16 protein-coding genes are annotated in these 26,480 nt (G+C 35.3%); 10 read left to right on the top strand and 6 right to left on the bottom strand.

All coding sequences use genetic code 11. From position 1 onward, the window contains the following. Positions 1–60 precede the first annotated feature (60 nt). The 3 genes from AsAng_RS28655 to rsmA all read right to left on the bottom strand — a co-directional run bounded on the left by AsAng_RS28655 (position 61) and on the right by rsmA (position 6,636). Positions 61–3,921, bottom strand: a complete 3,861-nt coding sequence (locus AsAng_RS28655) for a TonB-dependent receptor (RefSeq protein ID WP_264790589.1) — start codon at positions 3,919–3,921, stop codon at positions 61–63. Positions 3,922–4,456: 535 nt separating this feature from the next. Then, positions 4,457–5,404, bottom strand: coding sequence for an NAD(P)-dependent oxidoreductase (locus AsAng_RS28650; RefSeq protein ID WP_264790588.1), 948 nt, complete (start codon positions 5,402–5,404; stop codon positions 4,457–4,459). Between the two features lie 416 nt (positions 5,405–5,820). After that, a complete protein-coding gene (rsmA, locus tag AsAng_RS28645; RefSeq protein ID WP_264790587.1) occupies positions 5,821–6,636 on the bottom strand; it encodes a 16S rRNA (adenine(1518)-N(6)/adenine(1519)-N(6))-dimethyltransferase RsmA in 816 nt (271 codons plus the stop codon). Between the two features lie 371 nt (positions 6,637–7,007). Between rsmA and AsAng_RS28640 the strand changes: the two genes are divergently transcribed. Both AsAng_RS28640 and pdxA read left to right on the top strand, forming a co-directional pair. Next, the gene (locus AsAng_RS28640; RefSeq protein WP_264790586.1) at positions 7,008–8,495 is read left to right on the top strand and encodes a leucyl aminopeptidase family protein; all 1,488 of its coding nucleotides are present in this window, start codon (positions 7,008–7,010) and stop codon (positions 8,493–8,495) included. Between the two features lie 228 nt (positions 8,496–8,723). Then, positions 8,724–10,247 (top strand): 4-hydroxythreonine-4-phosphate dehydrogenase PdxA, encoded by a 1,524-nt coding sequence (pdxA, locus tag AsAng_RS28635; protein WP_264790585.1) that lies wholly within the window; start codon positions 8,724–8,726, stop codon positions 10,245–10,247. Between the two features lie 613 nt (positions 10,248–10,860). On the opposite strand, the gene AsAng_RS28630 is transcribed toward pdxA, so the two are convergent. Both AsAng_RS28630 and tsaD read right to left on the bottom strand, forming a co-directional pair. Next, on the bottom strand, positions 10,861–11,412 hold the full coding sequence (locus AsAng_RS28630; protein WP_264790584.1) for a 3'-5' exonuclease: 552 nt from the start codon (positions 11,410–11,412) through the stop codon (positions 10,861–10,863). 41 nt (positions 11,413–11,453) lie between these two features. Next, complete coding sequence (tsaD, locus tag AsAng_RS28625; RefSeq protein ID WP_264790583.1) at positions 11,454–12,452, bottom strand: tRNA (adenosine(37)-N6)-threonylcarbamoyltransferase complex transferase subunit TsaD; 999 nt, start codon at positions 12,450–12,452, stop codon at positions 11,454–11,456. Positions 12,453–12,990: 538 nt separating this feature from the next. Between tsaD and AsAng_RS28620 the strand changes: the two genes are divergently transcribed. The 8 genes from AsAng_RS28620 (at position 12,991) to AsAng_RS28585 (ending at position 25,445) form a co-directional block, all read left to right on the top strand. Beyond that, positions 12,991–18,042 (top strand): translocation/assembly module TamB, encoded by a 5,052-nt coding sequence (locus AsAng_RS28620; protein ID WP_264790582.1) that lies wholly within the window; start codon positions 12,991–12,993, stop codon positions 18,040–18,042. A 513-nt stretch (positions 18,043–18,555) separates the two neighbouring features. After that, positions 18,556–18,789, top strand: a complete 234-nt coding sequence (locus AsAng_RS28615) for a hypothetical protein (protein WP_264790581.1) — start codon at positions 18,556–18,558, stop codon at positions 18,787–18,789. Positions 18,790–19,152: 363 nt separating this feature from the next. Then, positions 19,153–19,380, top strand: coding sequence for a hypothetical protein (locus tag AsAng_RS28610; RefSeq protein WP_264790580.1), 228 nt, complete (start codon positions 19,153–19,155; stop codon positions 19,378–19,380). Between the two features lie 579 nt (positions 19,381–19,959). Further along, positions 19,960–20,988: an ATP-grasp domain-containing protein gene (locus tag AsAng_RS28605; RefSeq protein WP_264790579.1), complete on the top strand. Its 1,029-nt coding sequence runs from the start codon at positions 19,960–19,962 to the stop codon at positions 20,986–20,988. A 5-nt stretch (positions 20,989–20,993) separates the two neighbouring features. After that, positions 20,994–21,188, top strand: coding sequence for a hypothetical protein (locus AsAng_RS28600; protein WP_264790578.1), 195 nt, complete (start codon positions 20,994–20,996; stop codon positions 21,186–21,188). A gap of 4 nt (positions 21,189–21,192) precedes the next feature. Next, positions 21,193–21,927 (top strand): hypothetical protein, encoded by a 735-nt coding sequence (locus tag AsAng_RS28595; RefSeq protein ID WP_264790577.1) that lies wholly within the window; start codon positions 21,193–21,195, stop codon positions 21,925–21,927. 33 nt (positions 21,928–21,960) lie between these two features. After that, positions 21,961–24,171, top strand: a complete 2,211-nt coding sequence (locus tag AsAng_RS28590; RefSeq protein WP_264790576.1) for a peptidase domain-containing ABC transporter — start codon at positions 21,961–21,963, stop codon at positions 24,169–24,171. 2 nt (positions 24,172–24,173) lie between these two features. Beyond that, the gene (locus AsAng_RS28585; protein ID WP_264790575.1) at positions 24,174–25,445 is read left to right on the top strand and encodes an HlyD family secretion protein; all 1,272 of its coding nucleotides are present in this window, start codon (positions 24,174–24,176) and stop codon (positions 25,443–25,445) included. Between the two features lie 556 nt (positions 25,446–26,001). Here AsAng_RS28585 and AsAng_RS28580 read toward each other — a convergent pair. Next, positions 26,002–26,475, bottom strand: a complete 474-nt coding sequence (locus AsAng_RS28580) for a hypothetical protein (RefSeq protein WP_264790574.1) — start codon at positions 26,473–26,475, stop codon at positions 26,002–26,004. Between the last annotated feature and the right edge of the window lie 5 nt (positions 26,476–26,480).

The raw sequence follows: 26,480 nt of genomic DNA, 5'->3' as shown, positions 1-26,480 counted from the left end.
CGACAAGAGTAGGAGTTCCGAATACTTATTCGGAACCCTTTATCTTTATAGTTTTTATAATTAGAAACTAAATCTCAATCCTAAGAAAATTCGTCTAGGTCTAGAAATGTTATATGGGTTATTCATACGCAAATCGTATAACAACTCATAAGAAGCAGGTTGAGAAGCAGCAAAACTAGGACCTGAGCTACCAGCAGTAGTCAAGAAACCATCATCAGTTGGAGAACCAGTAACAGAATATACTCCTAGTGGATTCTGAGTATTCAACAAGTTTTGAATACGCAAGTAAACGTTCAAACGAATAGGATTTTTAGAATTTTTACCAATTACAAAATCTCTATCAAATTTTAAGTCTACACGGAAAGACCAATCCATACGTGCACCATTGATGCTTCCATCTGTAATTCTATCCCCGAAGCTAGTTCCAATACCACCTGGAATCTCTTTGCGAGTATATGGACGTCCAGAGTTTGCATTAAATGCTAGGTTAATACCTGTATTCTCCAAAACATCAAATTTTCCAATCTTTGGTCCATTGTATTTATCACCACTTTTGAAACGGTAATCAAACATTACATAGAAAGTATGTCTTTGATCAAAAGATAATGGGAATACGTATTTTAATTCTTTAGCAGCAATACCTGTAGAAGAAGTAGGGCTAGAACCTGTACCTTCAGAAAATGCTAAGGTATAGTTGGCTAAAACACGCAAGTTATTGTTTTCACGCATATCATATTCCAACTTAAATGCTTTGGTAGTAGAGAAATCACTGTTACCATAAGAACTATAAGTAGAAGGATAAGCATTAATATACTCTCTAATCTGTATTAAATCTCTTTCTTCTCTGTATAATAAAGACACTTTAAATTTAGAGAAATTTGTCAATTTTTGTTGGAAACCAACTTCGTAGTTAATTGTACGTTGAGGTTTCAAATTCGGGTTACCAATAAATCTTGATGAGTTATTAGAAGCCACTAACTCTCTAAAGTTATAATAAGTATAAGGCGTAGCAATCGCTCCACTTGGTGGACGTTGTGCCAATACATCGTAGTTTGCATAGAAGTTTGCTTCCTTAGAAATAGGGAAAGAAAATGCAATACGAGGCATTACGATCAAGTTAGGTTGATAATCACGGAAAGCCAATGTAGGATCGTAGTTGTCACCTTGTGGATCAATCTCTGAAGTACCAAACCCTTTTAGAGCAGGTAAAATAGTAGTTCCTAATTCACTTGGATTATTTACAGGAATACCACTAGCATCGTACCATTGTTCACCATCTCTATAACCAACAACAACAGCATCTTTGTTATTATCATTTACATAAACTGCAAAATCGTCACCAATAACTTCTGGACGAGAATAGCTTGAGCTTTTTCCAGCAGCATACAAAGATTGGTCGCTCTCAAATTCCAAAGCTGTCTCATATCCAACAATAGAATAAGGATCATTTAATACTTTAGTATTCGCATCATAACTATCAAAACGCACCCCTACATTACAAATAATATCCTTGTAAGTAAATTTATCCTGAATATAACCAGCAGCATAAATTGGTTTGTTAGGTGCAATTGGACGTGTCTTAATAACTCTTCCGTTGTTTAACGTTTGAGTTTCTGTAAAGAAAGAGAAAAAGTCAATATCTGTACCTGTTGGGTTACCCAAATAATCATATCCAGTATAACTCAATACACGGCTACGACCTGTAATCAACGTAGTTGGCTCAAACCATTCCAAATTCATTTGGTCAGGTGTCATTTCGTGTACATTAACCCAATCGCGCTTATCTAAGCCCAATTCTTCTCTCAATCGTTGACCAAATAAGGTCATTTCAGGTTCTTTTCCTTCATCATCTGTACGGATCAATACATCGTATAAATCATATTGACGCTGTGTAATTGGATCATAACGAGTCTCACCAGTTGGGCGAGTTGGATCAGTAGCTTCTTCGTCCATATGGAAGTTAACCGACTGATCAGCAAGGTTCCATAAGCTAAATGGGCTAATGTTATAAGAACGATCAATACGTTGCTCAAATGTACCTCCCAATTGGATAGAGTGACGAATAGGGTTTCCTGTTTTTTGCGCCATTACCAAATCAAAGTTAGCTTTTACATTAGCACGAACTTGTGAGCTATTGCTTTTTCCAAAGCCACTATTTAATTGATGAGGAGCATTAAACAAACCATAAATACTAGTACGAGCCCCAGTATTCAAACCATTGATGATTTCCATTTCGTCAATAGAAGTAGGAGCATCTGGGTTAAAAGTAGTAGGATCGTTAATATCAAAAGGTCTAGGAATTAAATTATTATAAGAAGCTAAACCTGGATTAATATCCCAGTTAGGCTCATAACCTGTAAATGTAATATTGTTTGCCAAGTGACCATTTTCTACATTAACCCCAATCGTATCACCTATGGTGTTGGTAATAAATACAGAATCAATAGCACCAAATCTTGGAGTAAGGCTTCTATAGAATTTACCTATATAACCATATTCCCAAAGACGATCTTTGTAACGAGGATCTTCATTAGATCCATTGGTTTGAGAGTAATCACCTTGCAATTCGTAGCTAAAGTTTTGGAATGCAGACTGTACAGTAGTAGAATCACCCTCTTCATCATCACCTCCTGGCTGAGTAGAACTTACCGTATGACGGAAACGTCCTGAAACACGCCAAGTGTTTGTTTTGTAAGTAGGATTATGTTGATAATTGAATAAACGGTTAGTTGTACCTGCGCTATTTCCCCAATTGAATTGAGCTTGACCACCTACTACAAAATAAAAATCTTTGTTTGGTTTAAAATCAATTTTAGCATTCGCTACAGCATAAGATTCACGAGCATTAGGACGTACCTGAGTTGCCTCTAAATCATCTTTAGTTATAAAATCAGCAGCATATACACGACCACTACCACTAGGGTTAGCAACTAGAGGATTCGCTAATATTTCCTGTAATTTATCTTCTTTTAGTTGAAAAGATCCCAAAGCAGAAGGGCGACTGTCTAAAGAAGTCGAATAAACCCCTGCAAGACGATACCCTAAAATAGTAGATTTGCGAACTTTCCCGTCCTTTTTAAGCGTATCACCTAATGCGTTAAGCATTGGTTTAGCGAGGATTGGTCCAGAAAAATAAGCATCTGCACGATTTGCAGCAAATGCATCTAGAAACTGAGAAGTTTCTAACTGCACACCTCCTGTTAACTCAGAAGAAGGACCTTTTGTGATAATATTCGTAATTGCACCTGTTGCATCACCAAACTCAGCAGGTACACCAGAAGTAATAATTTGAACTTGATCAATCTCAGTTTCTGGAATACCAAAATTACCAATAACACGAACACCATCAATATAAGTATCGTTACTTGAGCTACGACTACCATTAGAGTTAACCGCTTCTCCTTCATCCGCTTGGTTTACACCAGCAGTTGTTGCAACAATACTTGTAACATTACGAGTAGCTAAGTTTTTGATGTCTTCAGCACCTAATGTTTGACCACCAGAAGTTGCATCTTGCTCAATCAATGGAATACGATAAGCTCGTACCACAACTCCTTCTGTTTTTTTTCCAGTGCTATCTGTAAAAGTAAGATCTTGACCTTCTTCCATTTCAATATCAAATCGCACTACTTGACCCAACTTAATTACAACTCCCTCTGTTTTAACTGTAGGAAAACCTACATAAGAAACCAATACATCATAAGTACCAGCGTTAATGTTTGAGAAGTTGTAGTTTCCATCAAAATCGGTTTGTGTTCCAGAGATTTGCACCCCTTCTTTTTCTAAAACTACATTTGCAAAAGGAAGCCCTTCGTCGTTGCCAACATCGATAACTTTCCCTTGCAAACTTCCTGTTGTCTGAGCAAACAGCGTACTGCTCCCTAAGAACAACAGAGTCAACAAAATTATGTAACGAACCATAACCATAAGAACTTTAAAAAAGTTAAAAAATTAAACGTTGTTTTATCTATTGTACATTAAGTACTACCTAACAAAAGTATCAAAGGCTAACCAACACCTTTAATTACTCTATTTCATTTTTATTTTCAAGTTGAAAAATAAATTCATACAATTAAATTAGATAAAAACCTGGTAACCAGCCAAATTCTAACAGACTTATCATCAATTAACCTTATAAAAATCATCGATGTTGGTATTGGAGCTAAAATCAACTTTAAGCATCTCACTTTATCAATTTCATCCCAACACTTTTTTGTCTATCCAACCTATTCATTTGTATTTCATACTACTTCTCATTCTTCATAACTCACTTGTTGAGTTAATAATGATCTTCAAAATCAAATAAAGAACAAAAACAAAGCTACAAAACTAAAACACAAATAACTGTATATCAGTATATTTATATTTCACAAACTACTATATTTGTTTTGTATTTTATACTTACCCGATTTGTAAAGACTAACAAAAGTATCATCAAATTCCGACAATTCCAAGTCTATAGCTTCATAATTCGGTCAAGTAACAACTTCGCCAAACGTTCCTTTGATTCTACAGTCCATCCTGCAATATGAGGGGTCAATAAAACATTTTCTCGCTCAAACAAGTCCTGAAATAATAAATCCTCTTGTTGAGTATAAGTAAGAGGCTTTTCATTTTCAAACACATCCAAACAAGCTCCGATTATTTTGCCCGAATCTAAAGCACTTAAAAGAGGCTTCGTTTGAATAATGTTTCCTCTAGAAGTATTGACAACTACCAATGTTTTTTTAAAGTTTTCCCAATACTGCCAATCTACCATTCCCTTAGTTTCTGGTGTAGAAGGCAAATGCAAACTCAATATATCTGCTTCTTGGTAAATTTGTTCCATGGTAGCTTCAACAACATGTGGCATTTCCTTAGCATAATCGGTTTTGTATTTATCGTAAGCTAGTACCTTTAGCCCAAACCCTATTAAGCGTTGAGCCAAAGCACGCCCAGTATATCCAAAACCTACAATGCCTATTGTCTTGCCCATCAACTCCCAGCCTCTATTTTGCTCTCGTTCCCATTTTTTTTGACGAACCTGCCAATCTGCTTGCCTCAAATTAATGGCTAAGCTCAATAACATACCCATTGCATGTTCAGCAACAGCATCACAGTTTCCGTCTGGTGCACGATGAACAGCAACTCCTTTGACCTTGGCATATTCTAAATCAATAATTTCTAAACCTGATCCCAATCGACCAATAAACTTCAATTGAGTAGCACGATCTAGAAAAGAACGATCCACTATGATTTTACTATTAATAATAATGCCTTGATATTGATGGATAATGGTTCGTACCTCTTCCAAGCTAATAGAAGGCATATAATCACAGTAATAACCTGCCGTTTTTAATCCATTAATTAATAAATCATGAACGCCATCTGTTATTAAGACCTTAGGTAGTTCTTGTTCTGTCATCCTATCTTTTTTGTAAATGAGTTCTTATTCAAAAACAAAAACGCTTTGTTTTAAAACAATTCCCTCCAATAAAACCCTTTCTATCGCTAGCAAATATAGAAGATTTTACTGCGTTCAAAAAAGAAAAGAAGTGCAATTTACTCCTTTAAACAGGAGCATAGCATCCGCTTTCAATCTAAATGTTTGATTTTAGATAGAAAGATGACTTGTACAATAAAATAAAACTTATGGAAAGTGTAAATACAGAAAAGGTGGGTACCTCCAATATAGTAATGTTTTTTATAAACAAGGTACTATATCATCATAAAATTTAAAATTTACTGTCTCAACTACTAACTTATTTATCCAATAAATTTATGGAATAACAAATACACTAAACGTCAAATTATAAGAGTTGGGGAGTTTATAAATATCGTTTAGTATTTAAAAGTTAAGTTGGTGAGGTCAATAAAATCCTGTACAGAAAGGTTTTCGGGTCTCTGCTTAAAGAATTCATCCTCAAATATAACGTTTTTGGGCAAAAATTGTTTCATTGAGTTGCGTAACATTTTTCGTCGCATGCCAAAAGAGGTCTTAACGATCGCTTTTAAACGGCTTTCGTCACATCCTAAATTTTCAAAATCTTTTTTTCTGTGTAGTCGAATAACGGCAGATTGCACCTTTGGAGGAGGGTTAAAATGCTCTGGACCTACTGTAAATAGATACTCCACATCATAATAAGCCTGCACTAAAACAGTTAAGACCCCATAAGCCTTGGTATTGGGTTGAGCTGCGACACGTTCAGCAACTTCCTTTTGAAACATTCCCACCAATTCGGGCACCTGTTCCTTATTATCCAATAATTTAAAAAGAATTTGAGATGAAATATTATAAGGAAAGTTGCCTATAATAGCATATTGTTCTTTAAAATGCTCTTTTAAGTTTACCTTCAAAAAATCTTCCGCAATAATATTAGGTACAAGATCTGTATAATGTTCTGCTAAATAGAGTACCATATCTCGATCCGCTTCAATTACCTTTAAATCATACGCAGCATACTCCTCCATCAAATGTTTGGTCAACATTCCTTTCCCTGGACCAATTTCAACGACGCTCTTATATTGATCTCTTAACGTTAAACTTTTTGCAATATCCATCGCAATAGATTCTTTGTTCAAAAAGTGCTGTCCGTATGATTTTTTTGCCTTCATTCTATATTTTTTGGTAATAACAATTAATAAAAGATTGTTCATAAAAAACAATCGATTGAAGTAATTCACTCACTTTTATCAATTGTTATGCTTGGCTTCTTCCATTACTCTTAAGAAAGCACAAAAATACAATAAAAAGATTTGATTCTCAATTCTAGCTCTCTAATTGTAAAAAATAGCCCTATAAGAATGCTTCCAATTAGGGTTCTTTAACGTTCAATTACACACGCACGATCTAAATAATTTGACATCTTCTCAAGATTAATTATATTAGCTCAATAGCATTGTCTTATTATTTTACCTTGTAATGATTATTGATACTTCGTCGATTAGTTCCCTATGGTCATGAGCGCTGCGCTTAGTTACTCGCTATGCTCATGAGATAGTTTTTTAGTTTTTCCACGAAGTAATGGATGATAGCACTTTGCTATTTTTCAGGTCCTATTTATTCGAGCTTATCCATTCCTTATAATATGAATACAACACTACGATCTATCTCAGAATATACATCTTCTGATGCCCTTATAGTATTAGTCAAAAAAACAAACTTACCGTTCGCCAAAACTGTTTTATCTGATACCGAATATAAGACCTTAGAGCAAGCGACTCAACAAGGTATCAAGCAATTGGTTTATCCACAAGCGAAACGATTTGTTTTTATAGAAATTATTAGCAATTCTACACAAGAAGCTGCTAGACGGTTGGCAGCCAAAATTGTCCCTTTATTACGCAACTATCGGTTGAAACAAATTACTCTTATTGACCAGACGAAAGATCATTTATTGCGTTCTTATACAGAGGGTTTGGTCTTAGCCAATTATCAATTTCTGAAATATTTTAAAAACAAAGAAGCCCTTCAAAGTTCACTTCAAACAATACAGCTTTTAAGTGCAGCAATTGCCCCTGAACAAGTAAAACTTCTTGGTCATGTATTAGAAGGGGTTTGTATTGCTAGAGATTTGGTCAATGAACCACTCTCCTACCTTACAGCTCCTCAGTTAGCAGAAGAAATAAAACAATTAGGAGCCTTAGCTAATTTTTCGGTCAAGGTCTTAGACAAAGCAGCTATAGAGAAACTCAACATGGGGGGCATTCTTGCCGTTAACAAAGGAAGCGTCGATCCGCCAACATTTTCTATTTTAGAGTGGTCTCCCGCCAATCCCATTAATAAAAAACCAATTGTTTTAGTTGGTAAAGGAGTTGTTTACGATACAGGAGGGCTTAGTCTCAAACCTACTGCTAATTCTATGGATTTTATGAAATCGGATATGGCTGGTGCTGCGGGGATCATCGGAACGATGTACGCTGTGGCAAAGTCAGAGTTGCCGATTCATGTAGTGAGTTTGATTCCTGCTACTGATAACCGTCCTGGGCTGAACGCTTATGCTCCTGGTGATGTCATCAAAATGTTCAATGGTTCTACCGTAGAAGTATTAAATACAGATGCTGAAGGACGTATGTTGCTTGCTGATGCATTGCATTATGCCAAACAATATGACCCAGAGCTAGTAATTGACATGGCTACATTAACGGGTTCGGCGGCTCATGCAATTGGCAACCAAGCAGGGGTTTTTATGGGCACAGCTCAATCGTCAACCAAACAAGCCTTGTTGGAGGCAGGTTTTGCTACTTATGAGCGCCTCGTAGAATTTCCGTTGTGGGAAGAATATGCAGAAATGCTAAAATCTGAAATTGCAGATATAAAAAACTTAGGCGGTTCTGGTGCAGGGGCAATCACAGCAGGTAAATTTTTAGAGCATTTTGTGGCTTATGATTGGATACATATCGATATTGCAGGCGTTGCTTTTTTGCACCATGAAGATGCCTATCGTGTCAAAGGAGGTACAGGTTATGGTGTTCAATTGCTTTATAATTTTTTGTCCAATTATTCAAAACCGTAATATTCCGCTTTTTTCTGTATCTTTGTAGTTATATGAATTTCACAAGATTGTATGGAGGGTGTGTTTTGCTAAAAAAAGGCAATTTCACGTACACACAAAGAACTAGTTATCAACTCCATATAAGTAGTGTCACTAAGCACATTTAAACACTACTCATATATTTTTAACTCACTTCCAAAGGCATACTTTGGATCAACTAACAAGTATAATTTACTTGTCTATATATTTATGACGAATAAAAAATTAAAAATAGGTATTTCTGTAGGTGATATCAATGGAATTGGATTGGAGGTTATTTTGAAAACATTGGCAGATAAACGCATTTTAAATTGGTGTACTCCTGTTTTATATGGCTCAACCAAAGTAGCTTCTTATCATAAAAACATCATCAAAGTAAAGGACTTAACCTTACACAATACCAATGACATTCATTCCATTAATCCCAATGCAGTAAATGTCATCAATTGTTGGTTAGAAAATGTAAAAATAACATTGGGTAAATGCACTGCTGATGGTGGTAAATATGCTACATTTTCGCTAGAACAAGCAACGGAAGATTTGAAAGAAGGACATCTTGATGCTTTAGTTACGGCTCCTATTAACAAAAAGGCAATGCAACTTAGTGGTTTTGCATATCCTGGTCATACCGAATATCTTACCCATAAGTTTAATGCGAAAGAAAATCTAATGTTAATGATCAATGAGTCACTTCGCATTGGTCTAATTACAAACCATCTTCCACTTAGTCAGGTCGCTTCAACGATTACCAAAGAGCTTATTCTTCAGAAAATAGAACTCATGAACCAAAGCCTTAAAATGGATTTTGGAATTGACAAACCTGCTATTGCTTTATTGGGACTTAATCCTCATGCTGGTGATGATGGTGTATTAGGAAATGAAGAAATTGAAATCATTTTGCCTGCTATCGAAGCGGCTAAGAAAAAAGGCATTTTGGTCATTGGCCCCTATGCAGCAGATGGCTTTTTTGGCTCTGGTAATTACAGTAATTTTGATGGAATTCTTGCGATGTATCACGATCAAGGCTTGGTGCCTTTCAAAGCGCTATCTTTTGGTAATGGTGTTAATTTTACAGCAGGACTTCCGATCATCCGAACCTCTCCCGATCATGGTACTGGGTTTGAAATTGCAGGAAAAAACAATGCCAATCCTCAATCATTTAGAGAGGCTCTATACCAAGCTATTGATAGTGCCAAACAAAGGGCTGATTATTTGGAGATGACAGGTAATCCACTCAAAATTGTTGCGGAGAATGAAATAGATGCTAGCCCTGATGATATCATAGATAATGATGGTGTTGAACCCGAAGATCGAAAAGCGCCTCACAAAAAAAGAGAGCGAAAAGACAGGGATCAAAAACCCAAAAAAGAGTTTAGAAAACAAAGCAATAAAAAGCAAGAAAACAAACAACTTTCAGTAGAAGAACGCCTTGCTTTAGCCGCTAAAAAGAACAAAACTCAAACGCCTAATAAAAAACAGGTTCAAAAAACAAGCAACCAAGAGTCACCCAATCCAACTTCAAAAAAGACGAATGCTCCTGCCCCAAAGGCAGACAAAAAGGCAAGAAAGGAAGAACTTCCAACTGCTCCAATCAAAGAGCAAGAGCCTGTTGTTTTGGAAGACAATATCATGGAGACAATGGAACCCATTCCTAATCTTATTGAAGAGAATGAAATTCCTGCAATAGAACAACAACAACCTAAAGAAGATACGATTAAAGAAGAAAACAAATAATCGTTAAAAAATCGCTTGATAATTTGAAGATGACACAATAGGTGCATTTTCAAATTATCAACTGCGAAGTCTTACCATAGAGACTTCAGAAGTAAAACAAATGTATTCGCCCTAGTATATTTACTACTATTTTTGCAACGAAACGTTTGACAATGAGCTGTCTTTGAATCATTTTCTAAGCATCATATAACTCATTTTTAGAGTTTTTGGGTGGGCATATGACTGATTGGGAACAAAGTACGCCGCAGAAAGCTGCTATTTTTCTGTAAGAAAAATAAGGTTTTCAGGTGTCTGAGCGAAGCGAGTTTCTGAAAGCCTAAGCTATCAAGAAGATACTTTGTCCAAGAAGTCATCCAGTCCTAGCGTTTTTGGTTCTTTTTGGGCAATGCAAAAAGAACAACAGATATTGATTACCTCACTTTTTGCTATTTTGCCTCTAAAATGGGGGCTAGATTAAAACTTCTAGTGTTTACTTTATTAAAAAGAAACAATTATGTTTATTGTTATAGCTTGATAAACAAAATTACTAAAATGTATTTTTGTTTTACTACTGAATCCCCCTACCATAAATTGCTACTTTTCTTATTGCGCTCTAAAAAACACCTAGACGTTATTAATACCTCCAAAGATTTTGATACTTACGAAAAATTTTGGCTAAGTTAACCGCATCATCTATGGCACGATGCATGGTTCCTTCAAACTCAAATCCCTCTTGATTCAAAGCTTTGTTCATCCCAACAGCACGTCCTGTATTTTTGATTCTAGGATATTGATCTTTTAGGCTAATGTGTTTTTTTGCCCAATCTCCCTCGATATGGTGCAATTTACAATCTTTAACAAGGGCACTTTTATCAAAAAACCCCCAAGAGCACAATAAATACTCTTCGTTATTGTTTAGTCCAATCCAATCTTGAAAATCTTCAATAACATCAGGGAATTTATCCGCTTGATTAACATCGATTTGAGAAATAGTAGTTAATTGCTGGCAAAAGTCCGATAACATAGGATGCACAATCGGCTGTACAAAACTTTCAAAACGGCTTTTGATCGTTCCATTTTCATCAATCAAAACACCACCAATTTCTATAATTTCTCTTTTTTTTCCTCTCGTTTCCCGCTCCGTTTCCCAACAAGTGGCCTCTAAATCATAGATGATATAATTCATATTTTATGTGATTACTTTTTTGTAAAAATGCGCTCCATCTCTCAAAAATTATAACGAGCAAGTGGCGTAATGTCTTGCCCTACAAAATCCTTGTCTTTGTATTTATAATACGCTGTCATAGCAATCATTGCTGCATTATCGGTACAATACTCAAACTTAGGAATAAACACTTCCCAACCGTTTTGAGTTCCAACTTCTTCCAAAGCCGTTCTCAAACCAGAATTGGCAGAAACACCACCAGCGATTGCAATCTGCTGAACGTCAGCTTGTATTGCTGCCTTTTTTAGTTTATTTAGCAAAATAGAAACAATTCTATCTTGAACAGAAGCGCAGATATCGGCTAAGTTTTCTTGAATAAAATTTGAATTAAGGCGGTTATTTTTTTGCAAAAAACGCAATATATTGGTTTTTAGACCACTAAAACTAAAGTCTAAATTTGGAATGTTGGGTTCTGTAAATTCAAAGATAGCCGTCCCTTCTTTTGCCATTTTATCAATAATTGGACCTGCTGGATAATCTAGCCCCAATAACTTCCCCGTTTTGTCAAAAGCCTCTCCCGCAGCATCATCAATTGTTGTTCCCAATATTTCCATTTCTAAATAGTCCTTTACCAAAACAATCTGGGTATGACCTCCTGATACCGTCAGACACAAAAATGGAAACGCTGGCTGAGGGGCATCTATAAAATGGGCTAAAATATGGGCTTGAATATGATTTACCTCTATCATTGGAATCTCTAGGCTTAAGGCCAGAGCCTTGGCAAAAGAAACACCCACTAAAAGCGATCCCATCAAACCAGGACCACGTGTAAATGCAATAGCACTCAAGTCCTTTTTAGAAACGCCTGCTTTTTGAAGTGCCATCTCTACTACAGGTACAATATTGGCTTGATGTGCTCGAGAAGCCACCTCTGGAACCACCCCTCCATATTCTTTATGAATGGTTTGGCTAGCAACACAGTTTGACAAAATTTTTCCATTCTTCAAAACGGCTGCCGAAGTATCGTCACAAGAAGATTCGATTGCCAAAATAATCGTCATATATCAGTTGATTTTTGAATACAAATAGCAAGCATAGAATTATTGGTCAATAGCAACTATTCAACGCTTCTTTTTTCTGCTTCTTCAAATTAAATTTAATATCTTTATCCTTTTACTTATTTAAGTCGTTATTATAGGTAAGACAGCATGCTAAGGGCTACTATTATTTCTTTATCTAGAAATAGTATACAAAGTAGTTACCCTTTTGTTAAAACTTGCCCAATAACACAAAATAGCATAAAAATAGTAAGGTCTTTACTAAAAAAATGACCGCTAAGACAGAAACAGTACGCCCACAAAGGTAATAATAATTCAATAAAAGACAGACAAGATTAAGCTTCAACCCGAACATACTAAGTTTCAGGAACAAACGATAGAGACAAAACCCAAAAAAGGTTTAGGTGGCTATATTGTTGGTGGTATTTTAGGGGGCATAAAACGACTCACAAAGGCTCTTTTAATACTCTTTATACTCTTTTATTTGTTATTGCTCATCCCTTGGGTACAAACTCAAATTGGCCATATATTTGCCTATACTATGTCAAAGGCATGGGATACAACAGTAAGCATTGAACGAGTAGAAATAAAACCACTTTCTAACTTTAAGTTCCATCACTTCTTTATTCAAGATCACGACCAAGATACATTGATTTATGCTAAATATGCAGAAGCTCAAAGCTATAATGTATTTGCTCTTTTCAAAAAGGAAATAGATATTGGTAAAGTAATTGTCAAAGATGCTGTGTTTAAAGTTCAACGTCGTCCAGAGGCAGAATTTTTTAACATTCATTTCTTAATCGCTTTTTTTGAATCAGGTGAACGAAAGGTAACTCAACCCAAAAAATTTAAACTAAACTTTGGCGGAGCGGAATTAGTCAATGCCAGAATTCATCTCGCAGATACCGCAATTGGCACCTCAGCCCTAATCACTTGCGACACGGGCTACGTGCACAAGCATGCTACTCAAGGGGTTGATATGATTGGTAAAAAGGTGTGGGGTGAAATCGCTCACCTGTCACGAGCCAATATTACCGTTCGTCTTTTTGATAAAGTAGAAATTCCCAATGTTGATTCTAGTTTCTGGGAAACGCCCATTGACTCTACCATTCCTTATTGGGATGTTGGCTGTGAAAAATTCTTGCTCAATGATGTTAATTTTCGGCTGATCAATGAACGAACCAATACCCAAATAGATACAACACGTGCTTTAGACTTTGCCAACTTAAACTTTGAAAACATCAATCTAGATGTGGATACGTTTAGATTGCAAAAGGAAGTATTTACAGGAAAGGTTCGGCAGTTGCATGGGCTAAACCATGGAGGATTTGAGTTAAAACGCTTTTCAGGAGACGCTCTTATTAGTCCAACGAAGGTTGCTATTAGTCATTTTAACTTAGAAACCAACACCAGTAAAATTGGACATGCTCTAATTTTAAAATACAGCCGCTATCGTGATTTTTATGAATTTCCAGACAAAGTAAAAATATTAGGGACTTTTGATAGTTCTACGGTTGTTACCTTTAGGGACATTGCTGCCTTTGCCCCTCCTATAAAAAACAATGTTTTTATCGAAAGTAATCTAGATCACCCCATCTATTTGAAAGGTAAATTTAGAGGAACCGTCAATAACTTTAGAGCCAAAGATGTAGATATAAAAGTTCATAATTCTCATATCGTTGGCAACCTGTCTATGAATGACATTACGATCCCTGATGCTGCATTTATCGATTTAAATCTAAAGAAGGTTAATACCGATTATCATGATCTCAAACAAATCATTCCCTTTGTAAAACTTCCTCCCAATATTGAAACCCTAGGTACAATTAATTTTGAAGGGTCTTATACAGGCTTTTTTCAAGATTTTGTTGCCTATGGGCAATTGGACACCGAACTTGGGCGAATTAATTCGGACTTGCAACTCAATCTTCGCCGAGGAAAAACAGAGGCTGCTTATAAAGGAGGTTTTAAATTCAATAATTTTGATATTGGAACGTTTATCAACAACAAAGATGTCGGCAACTTAACCATACAGTCCAATGTAAAAGGGACGGGCTTAACCCTAGAAACCCTCGATGCAGCTTTACAAAATGCCAAAATTGATAGTTTCACCTTCAAGCAGTACCAATATAAAGATATTGCCATTGATGGTCGATTCAAACAGAAAAAATTTGATGGTGACATCATTTCCAAAGATACCAATATGTACGTTTTTGTTCGTGGTATAATGGACCTGAATGGAGCATTGCCTAGCGTAGATATTTTAGGTAATGTTAAAAATATTGATTTTCAAAAATTGAACCTTTCTCAAGAGTCTATTGGTCTGCATCTCGACACCTTCGATATCAATGCAAGAGGTAGCAATATTGATAATTTTACTGGTGATTTATCCATTAGAGGTATCAAAGGACACCGAGAAGAAATCTATTCATCGCTTAAAAGCATTAGTGTAAAAGCAAAAAATATCCCTACAGATTCGAGTTACAATCTTGTCGATGGAGACAGCGTACTCCATGTCAAAAATATACGTTCTATTAATTTAAAATCTGACATCATTGATGTCAATGTTTATGGAAAATACGACGTTGTCAACTTGATTGGTTCTATGGAAAATTTTATCAAAATTAACCATCCCAACTTATACCGAGAACTAAATCGAACTCAAATCATTGAAGTAGAGGATAACCGACCTTTAGAACAGGTCGTTCGTGAAGTTGGTGAAAACACAATTGACACCATCCCCCACCAGGACTTTAATATTGTCATTAACATTCCTAAAAACACCAAAAATATAACGCAATTAATCAACAAAAATTTTAAATCGCTAGAAGGCATTTTCTTAACAGGGGAATACGATGGTTCGGAAGGATATTTAGAATTGGATGGAGAAGTTGGTTTGGTGCATATTGGAGATATTGAGATTGAAAATATTAATATCTCTAATGGAAAAGCAATTGGGCCTACTTTTGATTTGGTTAGTTCGGTAGAAGCTCTAAAAATAAAAGGCAATTCGTTTATTCCCAATATCAAATTGACCCTAGATGCCATTGGAGATTCTGTTCTATTTAAGGCAAATGCCGATGCAGTTGGCGAAATAGCTCAAGCACTGTCCATTAATGGGAAATTAGAAATCAAAGAAAAATTAGTCATTCTAAAACTAGACACTTCTAGCCTAACGATTCTAAATGAAAAATGGACCATTAATGACAGTAACCATGTCAAAATTGGCGACAAGGTCTTAGATATTCAAAACGTAGTCCTATCAAGCGATAACAAACGAGTTGAAATCAGTAGTATTAATGAAAACAAAGGGGCAAAAGTTGAACTGGAAAACATTAGTTTGGGGTGGTTGTATGGCATGATGAAACCCTTGCCTAAAATCGACATCAAAGGTATTTTCTCTGGCGAAGCTTCTATGAATAATGTTTTTAACCAAAAAGGCATAGCAGCAAATATACTCATTGACACCCTAATTATTAACGATGATTATTGGGGGAGCAATTCTAGGTTAATTGCATCTGCCGATAGTTTAAAATCTACTTTTAAAGGGCAGTTTACCCATAGTAGTGATTTTGTTGACAGCCTCTATCTAACCGCTAACTTTACGCCAACTTTTGCAACAAACAAAAAATCACTCCAAAATTTATTGGATATTCATGTAACAGCAGAAGGGGCAAAAGCCAAAATTTTAGAATACTTTCTCAAAGAACAAATCTCAGAAACAGAGGGAAATGCTTTTGCCCAAGCCAGAGTATTTGGTAATATCAATGGCAAAAATACCATCATGAATATTGAAGGAGATGGTCTAATGACAGGCGTAAAAACGAAAGTTAATTTTTTACAAACCAAATACATTCTATCGGATGGAAAAATAAAAATTGACAACAAAGGCTTTCATATTGATCCTGCTTTAAAACTAAAGAATGGCAATGAACGTGATGCAGGTGGTGTTGCCGTAATCGTTGAAGGAGAACCTTTTGATACTGCTTATATTGGGGGTAGCTTAGTGCACGACCACCTAAAAGGTTTTGGCTTGGACGTTATAGCTGTTTTGGATAATAACCTAGCGATGAAAACAACGCTAGAAGACAACAATACTTTTTACGGAACGGTTTACGCATCGGGTACCGCAAGTTTTACAGGTCCTTTTGAGCGACTCAAACTAAAAGTAGATGCTACAACAGAAGCCAATACAGAATTTAATTTACCTGTAGGCGGTCCTTTAGAAGTTACTCAAACCAACTATATCACATTTGTCGATAAAAAAGCAACCGTAGATTCTACCAAAGTTACCAGTATAAAAGATCAAATATTATCAGGGTTAGATATTGAAATTATAGCTGATATTAAACCTTCGGCTATTGCCCGACTAATTATTGATGAAAAAGCAGGTGATATTATTGAAGGACGGGGACAAAGCGATAATATGCGCATCCATTACAGCCCGACTGGTGATCTCAAAATCTTTGGAACTTATGTCATTGAGGAAGGGAACTATTTATTTACGTATAAAAACATTATTAACAAACCTTTTGAAGTCCAAAAAGGCGGTACCATAACTTGGGGAGATAACGATGGAGACCCCTATAAGGCCCAATTAGATATTAAAGCTGCCTATGTTAAAAACTTAGGTGTTAGTAACTTAATCAAAAGTTATACAACAGGCAATCCTGAATTGTCTAGTTTAGCCAATACGCCCTGTAAAGTAAGCCTGTTAATGGGGCTAAAAGGAGAACTTTTTTCTCCTGAAATTGATTTTAAAATTGACATTGACGATGTCCCATCTAGCTTGCAAAATCCTGTTAGTTTAGCACTTAGAACAATCCACTCAGACAAAAACAAGCTCAATCGGCAAGTTTTTGGGATTATTGCATTACAACAATTTTTGCCGCTAGAAAATGCTGGAGATGTTAATGTTGTTTCTTCAGGTATTAGCACAGGAATTAGTACTGTCAGTGAGTTATTTTCTCAACAATTATCACTCTACATCAACGACTTATTAGCAGGCGTTATCAAAGATGTTGATTTCATTTCTAGTTTAGAGTTTGATTTTAATTTTAATATTAGGGATAGCGACAATCAAACCGTTCGATCAACCACTTCCAATGTTCGAGTTGGGAGTGATGTCAAATTTTTAGATGATCGATTGCGGTTTTATGCTGGTGCTAACATGGATATAGCAAGTGACAATCCAGTAACCGATAATTCAAATGGCTCTGGATACATTGGAGGGGATTTTATACTAGAATATAACATTACTAACGATGGAAAACTAAAAGTAAAGGCTTATAACCGAACAGAGTCTACTATTCTTGGGCGTAGCACTCGTACAGGCATTGGTATTTCTTATCGAAAAGAATTTAATACACTCCAAGAGCTCATCGACGAAGCAAAAAAGAATCGCAAAAAAAATAAACGAGATCGATATACTAACCGTGTCAAAAAACTGAACACTAAGCTTCTAGCAATCGAGGAAGATATAAAAAAGGCAACCAAGCCATCTCTACAATTACGCTTAAACAAGAAAAAGGAAAAACTACTTTCCAAACTTCACGAAGCAGAAACAGATTTAGAAGGGCTCCCTCCTAAATAAAACCTGCCTATTTAAGTCCTAAGTCCCAGCATTATTTTGTCTGGTTTCACATCTCTATACATACCAGTCTGTTAAAAATGTACTTAAAAAGTATGGAAAAAGAGAACGCAATGCTCTTTGATGGTCATTTATTTTAGTTCGGGGCAAAAGTAACGAACTAAATGATTTTGCAAAGAGAAACATTATCTTTTATAAGATCAATTTTTTTAGACTTGTGAATAGTTAGGTAAGAAAAAATAGTATAAATAAAAAAAGAGATAATGAACACGTCAAACCCAAAAAACCTAACCAACTACCTATCAACAAACTAGCTCCTATTCAATAATTTTGAATACCACAAAATCACCATTTTAAAGTCTTGTTTTCATTAAGTAAGGGCGTTAAATTTATACAACTTTAATACGTATAATTTTAGCTAAAAGGATGCTTTTCTATGCTGTTAGTTTAATTCTAAAACTGCTGCAATAGAACTTAAAGAGGTATCACAATTTTACTCACAAAAAATTTATTACTATGAAAAAAATGGATTTGTTTCAGAATGCTGAAACGATTAATTCAAATCAATTAAGTATGGTTCTTGGAGGACGTTCAATTTCTTCTGACATGGGAGACTCAGATTATAATGACGAAGGGGATTCTGACTATGCAGACACAGGAGATTCCAATCATCATGATCAAGGAGATTCTGATTACGCAGACAATGGAGATTCTGACCATTCAGACAATGGAAATCTAATAAGAAACTAAAGGTAATTAATAATCATGGACACACCTATGCATAAGATTAAAATCAGACCGTAGGTGTGTTTGTTTTTATTATTTCATTGCCTCTTAATCGATCGTGAGGATGAATCGATTCATAGAATCGCATAAATAAAAACAGAGGTGGTGAATATGTTTAATTCATCAACTATAAAAACCTACTAAACAAACCTTTAAACCTTAAACAACAATTTTAAACATCATAAAAGTGTTGTTTTTATGTCTTGTTTCCATTGGTTAAGGTAGCTAAATTTGCACCACATTAACAAGTACAATTTTAGCTAAAAGAATGTTTGTTATTTTTTATAAAATTTTATTTCAATTTCACACAGATTAAAAATTAATACGATGAAAAAAATAGATCTGTTTAAAAATGCGGAAATTATTGAGTCCGACCAATTAAATGCCCTTAGAGGAGGTCGTGAAGAATTTTCGAATGAAGGAGACAATGGAGATTCTTATCATGACGACAACGGTACTTCTTATCATCATGATAATGGGACTTCGATTCATGATGACAATGGCACTTCTTCCCATGATGACAATGGTACTTCTAGCCACAGTGACAATCAATAAACAATTGATTGATTTTTATTAAACATTAGTTCAATAAAAAGGCTATTTGCCATTATTAAAAAGAAATATCTTATTGGGTAATGTTTTGTGTGCCCTAAAATAGCCCCACTAGTTAAGTAACGAACAATATCTAAGAATATATTCATTATAAATCCGCTTAGTTTGGTGCTAAAGATGGGCATGCCGCAATGTATTGCAAACAATTACCTGATAAGATATTTTTATATAAAGAGGCTATATTAGACATTATCACGAAACGAAGTTCATGAACTATATCATGACCAAAGGAAATAAATAATGAAATGGTATGCCTACAAAAACATCTTTTTCTGATTGGCTTCGTCAAATGCTCTACTTCATAGCTTACAGCTATGAGGGCTATATCCTTTGTGCTACTAGCACAAGCCCTCGCAGTTAGTGCGCTAATGCTTATGAGCTCGCAGGGCTCGGTTCGCTATTGCTCATGCTTTTCCTCGCCCTTCAAAAAAATCTTGCTTTTTCGACTATACAACTCTATTATTTCATGAGTGCTGCGCAGTTCGTGATAATGTCTATTAGTTCACCTTAAAAATTAACAACTTGAAATTTTTATTCCTAAGTACACATTTTACAGAGACATTAATTGAGAAAACTCAATTGTGTTGCCAAGCAGAGGGTATTGAGGTTGTTCGAATAAATTTAGAGGATTTATTGCCTAATAAAATAAATGATATACCCATTACCGTCACAGAGAAAGATATTGCATTTAAACTAAACGATAAAACACATTATTTGAGTGAGTTTACATTGATTTGGCAAAGGCGCATTAGCAACAACTTTATATCATCAGGAAGAGTATTTGGAAACTTTAAAGACATTGTTCCTAAGCCTACGCTACAACAGTTGATAAAAGAAGTTTATGACCTAAGAGATTTAATTTTACATTTTGCTCAAAACTTAGGGACACCAATTGTTAACGACTATGATATTGTTTGTAGAAACAAGCCATTTCAAACCATCAAAGCTAATGAATTTGGGCTGAGATGCCCATCCATGTTTTTGTCCAATTCTATGACAGATTTAAACTCCTTTATTGCAAAGCATGATGCGACAATTACTAAGCCTGTAGGTGGGCTAGGATACCTCTTTGAACAAGATGAAATCATGAGCATCAAAACAACAGCTGTAGATTTGGACTATACTCAAAGTGTAACAGAAGAGATGATCTTCCCTTCTTTTCTACAAGAGCGTATTGAATCAAAATATGAACTGAAATGCATTCTGGTAGGAGATGAATTATACTGTATCAAGCAATATTATGAAGGTGGAGACATTCCAACTACAGATATTAAACAAGCTTATAGAAACAATCAAATCAAGAATGAAGAGTATCATTTAGATTCTAAGGTAAAAGAAAAAGTTATTCGACTGTGTAAGCATTTTAAATTGGATCTGTGCACAATGGATATTATTAAAAGCACAGATGGAGGTTATGTTTTTCTTGAAATTAATCCAGATGGAGTAGTTGAGTATTATGCCTCTTTTTTAAGTACCTCTATACATAAGCAAATTTTTAAAATGTTGCTTAAAAAATCTAAAAAAATAACCCCTTCACTGGTATTAAAATAGTCATTATGAACCAAGAAGAAATCGTAAAAAAATACAACAACTTAGTCAATACTGGAAGGCTTCCTCTAATGTTTAAAAAATTGAATTTTGAAGATGCCAAAAACAACCATGAACTAAGAGCCAAAAAGACCATCTATTCACCTAAATTTAGCAATAGAGCTTTAGGCGTTCGATATACAGAACGTGCTTTATTACCTTAAGAATATGAAAAGAAAAGAAGCCATATATATTGTCAAAGGCAAACAAAAGAGTGCCTTGATTAATTTAGGAACATACGAACTTAGAGTTATTTCTAACGTTCAACTTGAGCAACTTGAAGAGCATGTAGAACTAGAGGAAAATTTATCCAATTTTATTACGCCAGATATTGATGCCTATCATAAAGAGATTCTGGATATTCGTTTGTCAAAAGCTAGTGATGCCCTAAGCGATTTTAGTTATTTGGATGACTATATCAAAGATGGAACTGCTTACATGAATGTAAGAGTTATTTGTCCTGAAGAGGTCATTCCCTTAGATCGTGTCAAAGCATTAATTGATTGGATTAATAAGCGAATCTATCATTTTGGAATTACGATTTCTATTTCTGACGCTTACGATAGAACACTATATGATAATTACTTTTCCGTGTATAAAGTTATCCAGAGAAAGAGAATAAAAGCCGATAAAACATCCTATGAACCTATATTCCTTAGCAGCCCTAAAGCTATTTTTATTTCCAAGGAAAATAACTTATATCATTATTCTAGAGATACCTTAGCCGTGAATGGAAATCATATCCAATTCATAGACCATGAACAATTTAATATCCCTAAGTCTAACATTGAAAATTGCAAAGCATGTGCTTTCCGATTGACCTGCTTGGATCAACGAGAAGTGTATCAAATAGAGGGTAACTATCGTTATGACTCCATTTGTCAGCGTGAAGTAGACTATTAGTTTCAACATTAGAATTATCTTTATCGTATAAATATGCCTGTAAAATTCCCATTCTATAAACAGTTAGATACAATGGACTGTGGTCCAACTTGTCTTAAAATGATTGCTCAATCAGACGGCAAATCACTGCCCTTGCAATATTTACGAGAGAAGTGTTATATTACAAGAGAAGGTGTTTCTTTATTGGGAATTACGGAAGCTGCTGAGAGCATTGGTTATCGTACCATTGCTGTCAAAATAACTTATGAACAAGAAGGCGAAATACCTGGGCTGTTGCAGTTTCCATTGCCCTGTATTGCCTATTGGGAGCAGCGACATTTTGTTGTTGTCTATAAAATCTCTAAGACGCATGTTTGGGTAGCTGACCCAGCAGAAGGGAAGATAAAATTAAAACGTTCTTTTTTTGAAAAAGGATGGCTTAACAACGGGCAAAAAGGGATTGCACTTGGCTTAGAAGCAACCCCTGCTTTTTATCAAGAAGAGGGGCTACAAGAAGACCGTTCTAAGTGGAGGTATCTTTTGGGGTACCTTAAGCCGTATAAGCAATTGATTTTTCAATTTGTATTGGGAATGATGGTTGGCTTAATTTTTCAGTTGATGCTTCCCTTTCTGACACAATCGCTGATTGATGTTGGGGTAAATAATCAAAATATAGGTTTTGTTTGGTTGATCTTGATTGCTCAATTGGTCTTGTCGGTTAGTCAAGTTTTTGTACAGTTTATTCAATCTTGGATTGCGCTTAATATCGGACGACGAGTCAATGTAAATCTTATTGCTGATTTTTTGGCAAAAATGATGCAATTGCCCTTGGGCTTTTTTGACACTAAAAATATAGGTGATTTATACCAGAGAATTAGTGATAATCATCGAGTAGAATCCTTTTTGACAGGATCTATTTTAAACATGCTGTTCTCTATTGTTACCGTTATGGTTTTTTCTGTCATTCTATTTATGTACAATAGGCTTATATTTGTTGTCTTTTTTGCATTCTCTACCCTCTATTTATTGTGGATTTGGGGATTTTTAAAATGGCGAAAGGAATTGGACTATATGGCGTTTCAACAGTCATCTGAAAATCAACAAACCTTGTATGAAATTATCAATGGCGTTCAAGAGATAAAACTACAAGGAAGTGAGCGGAAAAGACGTTGGAAATGGGTTGAAATCCAAGCTAAACTATTTAGTGTTCAAACCAAATCGTTAGCCTTGCGCCAATATCAAGAGTTTGGAGGATTGTTGTTTTCTAGACTTAAGGATATTCTAATTTCGTTTATTGCTGCTAGTGCTGTTATTAACGGAGAAATGACCTTGGGGATGATGGTTGCTGTCCAGTATATTGTAGGACAATTGAATGCCCCCTTCCAACAATTTATAGGTTTTGTATACTCTGCACAAGATGCTAAAATTAGTTTGGAAAGAATGGGCGAAATCACATCTCAAGAAGATGAAAATGCATCAAATATTAAGCTCATTAAGCAATTGCCTGATCAGATTAATCTAGAATTAGAGAATTTATCCTTTGGATACACCCCCATTTCAAACCCCATATTACAAAATATCAACTTAACCATTCCCAAAGGCAAAACAACCGCAATTGTGGGAGCAAGTGGAAGTGGAAAAACAACTTTATTGAAACTATTACTTGGTTTTTACGAACCCTTAAAAGGGAAAATATTAGTTGGAAAAAATCCATTGTCATCTATTGATAAACGATACTGGAGAAGTTTATGTGGCACGGTAATGCAAGATGGATTTATTTTTTCGGACACTATTGCACATAATATAGCAGAGAGTGATACTTCTATTGATTATCAAAAACTACATCATGCGATTGAAGTTGCTAACATTGGAGATTTAATAGAGACCCTTCCTTTAGGTTATAATACAGTGATTGGTGCACAAGGAAATGGTATTTCTCAAGGGCAAAAACAACGTATTTTAATTGCTAGAGCTGTGTACAAAAATCCTGATGTGCTGTTCTTGGATGAGGCAACAAATGCGTTAGACGCTACCAATGAGCGCAAAATTGTAGAAAGTTTAAATCACTTTTTAACCTCTAAAACAGTTGTTGTTGTTGCCCATCGTTTGAGTACGATTATAAATGCAGATCAAATTGTAGTGCTAGATAATGGAAAAATTGTTGAACAAGGAACTCATTCAACCCTTTTAAATAAAAAGGGAGAATATTATAGATTGGTTCAGAATCAGCTTGATGTTGAACAAGTTGGAGCAAATGTAGGATAAATATGCCAGAGAACACATCATCATCAGAATTTGTATTAGTAGAACAAGCCATGGGAAATCCCCCTGGTTGGTTAACCTATTGGGGAATTACAGTAATTGCCGTTTTTCTTATTGTTGTTTTAGGCATAACTGCTACCATCCATTATCCTGATGTTTTAAATGCTGAGGCAACTACTTATATTGATCACCCTCCTGTTGATGTATATACACAAAGAGGGGGAACGGTACATGCATTGTTAGTTCAGGAGAATGACACGGTTCAATATAACATCCCACTTCTTGTCCTTGAATCGACAGCGGATTGGAATGCTGTTTTACAATTGGATACCCTACTACAACAAACCAATCAATCAATCGTTAATACAGAGCTGTTGTCTAAGGAATTGGGCGAATTAAACACACTCTACCATGAACTTTCACTCCTTGATTTACAAATAAAAGATGCCAATAAGAGTGATATTACAGATGAAAAAATAAGCGCAATTCGCAAAGAAATTAGCCAAAATAAAATTCTTAATACTTCTTTAAAAAAGCAAAAAGAAGTGTTTGAAAAAGAATTAAAAAATATTGAAAAAGATCTCGATCGTTATAAAACATTGGTCGCTAATGGCTCCATCAGCCAGTCTGAATTTGAACAAAAAGAGAACAACTATTTGCAAGGTGAACGAGAACTTCACAGAATGGAGGCTGCTATTATTTCTAATCGTATAAGAACACAGCAATTAGAAGTCCAGATTCCTGAATCAAAAAAACAACGTCACGACCTTTTCTTTTCTTTAAAAAAGACATTTGCACAAAAAAAGGAGGCGTTAAGAACCGCTGTTGAACAATGGAAAGAAAAATATATTATATATGCTCCTTCTACGGGAACAATTGTTATGAATAATGCCGTTCAAGAAGGGAGTCAAGTGACCAATGCAACACCTTTTATAACAATAATTCCATTAATACAAGAAAAAGAATCATTTCTAAAAGCAACCATGGAAGCTCGAGGTATTGGTAAGATTTCGCTTGGTCAAAAAGCCATGGTCTATTTCAATAATTATCCTTCTACAGAATATGGAACACTAGATGCTGTCGTCTATAAAGTTGCTCGAATTCCTACAGAAGATAAATATGAAATCATTCTAAAACTTCCACAAAATTGGACCACGAACTATGGGTTTTCCATTCCAAAGCAGCAAAAAATGGGCGCTGTTGTTGCTGTTAGAACGAAAGAATACACCTTACTAGAACGTATTTTTGCTGGATTATTAGATGTTTTAAAAAATTAAACCAATAAGGGGAAGCAAAACGGAATAAAAATAATGGTGCTCCTATTAAATTATGTAGCTACTAGCATGAGAGAGCTTGTGCTATTCAAGCACAAAAGCATAGAAAAAACGTGAACGTAAGTCCTGACAGGCTGTATGTACCGTAAGTATGAACAAAACATACCCGCCAAGGGCAAACAGCCTGTGGCTATTTGGTGTAGAGAACACTTGTGATGGAGTGGCACGGTGCTAGCTAGGAAAGCAGCAGAGCTGCGATAGGTAGCTACATAAAAAAGCCCCTTGGGATCATCTCCAAGAGGCTTTTTCTATGCAAGTATTTTGCTACAACTTTTTATTTCAAACAGAAAAAATACGCTGCCTGACAGCTCCTAAAAGGTACACATACTAGGGCGGTGGAGTGCTTATAACGTAGCGAGTAGCGAGGCTATAAGGACGAGAACCGCTATGTAACCGAACATGCAAAACCTAGAATCATGACAGAACGCAGCGACTAGCGCAATGGTAGCTTCTCAGCTACTGGCGCAATACTAGATCGCTACTCTCTCGGTGGAATACCTTAGTCTTGTTGAGGAAGAAGATCTTCTTTAGTTAAATTTTTTAGTTCTTCCAATCTATACTTAGCCAAAGTTCTATAACTAAAATTGCAAAATGGTATTCTAACTCTATGGATAGATATTATTTCTGTTGTATCAGGAAGGGGTAATATATCTAACTCCAATGATTCCAAATTTACAATATATTCAAGTGCTTTTTTATTTGTTACAGCATTAATTATTTTAACTCTAAAAGAAGTTTGATGCCTCATACTTGGCCATAAACCATGACAATCATAATCAAAATAAGGATTCATTAAAAAAGCTGGTTTCTTTTTTAATTCAAGAAGCTTATTAATAGAATCTGCTCGAATAAATATAAACTCTTCTTCTATATTAACGTTAAAACTATCTTCATTAAATAATATATTATTTCTTGTAAAGCATGAAGAGAAGACAACTAATAAAAAAAAAAATACAATCCTTATTTTATCCATTTTAT

This window comes from Aureispira anguillae (assembly GCF_026000115.1).
GTDB lineage: Bacteria > Bacteroidota > Bacteroidia > Chitinophagales > Saprospiraceae > Aureispira > Aureispira anguillae.
The sequence above is the reverse complement of the archived record's forward strand: the minus strand, read 5'-3'. Positions and strand labels throughout refer to the sequence as shown.

Excerpts from the sequence above, each read along its gene's own strand:
- AsAng_RS28610 (WP_264790580.1), top strand. The coding sequence starts at position 19,153 with ATGAAAAAAATAGATCTGTTTAAAAATGCGGAAATTATTGAGTCCGAC.
- AsAng_RS28595 (WP_264790577.1), top strand. The coding sequence starts at position 21,193 with ATGAAAAGAAAAGAAGCCATATATATTGTCAAAGGCAAACAAAAGAGT.
- AsAng_RS28585 (WP_264790575.1), top strand. The coding sequence starts at position 24,174 with ATGCCAGAGAACACATCATCATCAGAATTTGTATTAGTAGAACAAGCC.
- AsAng_RS28650 (WP_264790588.1), bottom strand. The coding sequence starts at position 5,404 with ATGACAGAACAAGAACTACCTAAGGTCTTAATAACAGATGGCGTTCAT.
- AsAng_RS28600 (WP_264790578.1), top strand. The coding sequence starts at position 20,994 with ATGAACCAAGAAGAAATCGTAAAAAAATACAACAACTTAGTCAATACT.
- tsaD (WP_264790583.1), bottom strand. The coding sequence starts at position 12,452 with ATGACGATTATTTTGGCAATCGAATCTTCTTGTGACGATACTTCGGCA.
- AsAng_RS28630 (WP_264790584.1), bottom strand. The coding sequence starts at position 11,412 with ATGAATTATATCATCTATGATTTAGAGGCCACTTGTTGGGAAACGGAG.
- pdxA (WP_264790585.1), top strand. The coding sequence starts at position 8,724 with ATGACGAATAAAAAATTAAAAATAGGTATTTCTGTAGGTGATATCAAT.
- AsAng_RS28615 (WP_264790581.1), top strand. The coding sequence starts at position 18,556 with ATGAAAAAAATGGATTTGTTTCAGAATGCTGAAACGATTAATTCAAAT.
- AsAng_RS28655 (WP_264790589.1), bottom strand. The coding sequence starts at position 3,921 with ATGGTTCGTTACATAATTTTGTTGACTCTGTTGTTCTTAGGGAGCAGT.
- AsAng_RS28590 (WP_264790576.1), top strand. The coding sequence starts at position 21,961 with ATGCCTGTAAAATTCCCATTCTATAAACAGTTAGATACAATGGACTGT.
- rsmA (WP_264790587.1), bottom strand. The coding sequence starts at position 6,636 with ATGAACAATCTTTTATTAATTGTTATTACCAAAAAATATAGAATGAAG.
- AsAng_RS28580 (WP_264790574.1), bottom strand. The coding sequence starts at position 26,475 with ATGGATAAAATAAGGATTGTATTTTTTTTTTTATTAGTTGTCTTCTCT.
- AsAng_RS28620 (WP_264790582.1), top strand. The coding sequence starts at position 12,991 with ATGTCAAAGGCATGGGATACAACAGTAAGCATTGAACGAGTAGAAATA.
- AsAng_RS28640 (WP_264790586.1), top strand. The coding sequence starts at position 7,008 with ATGATAGCACTTTGCTATTTTTCAGGTCCTATTTATTCGAGCTTATCC.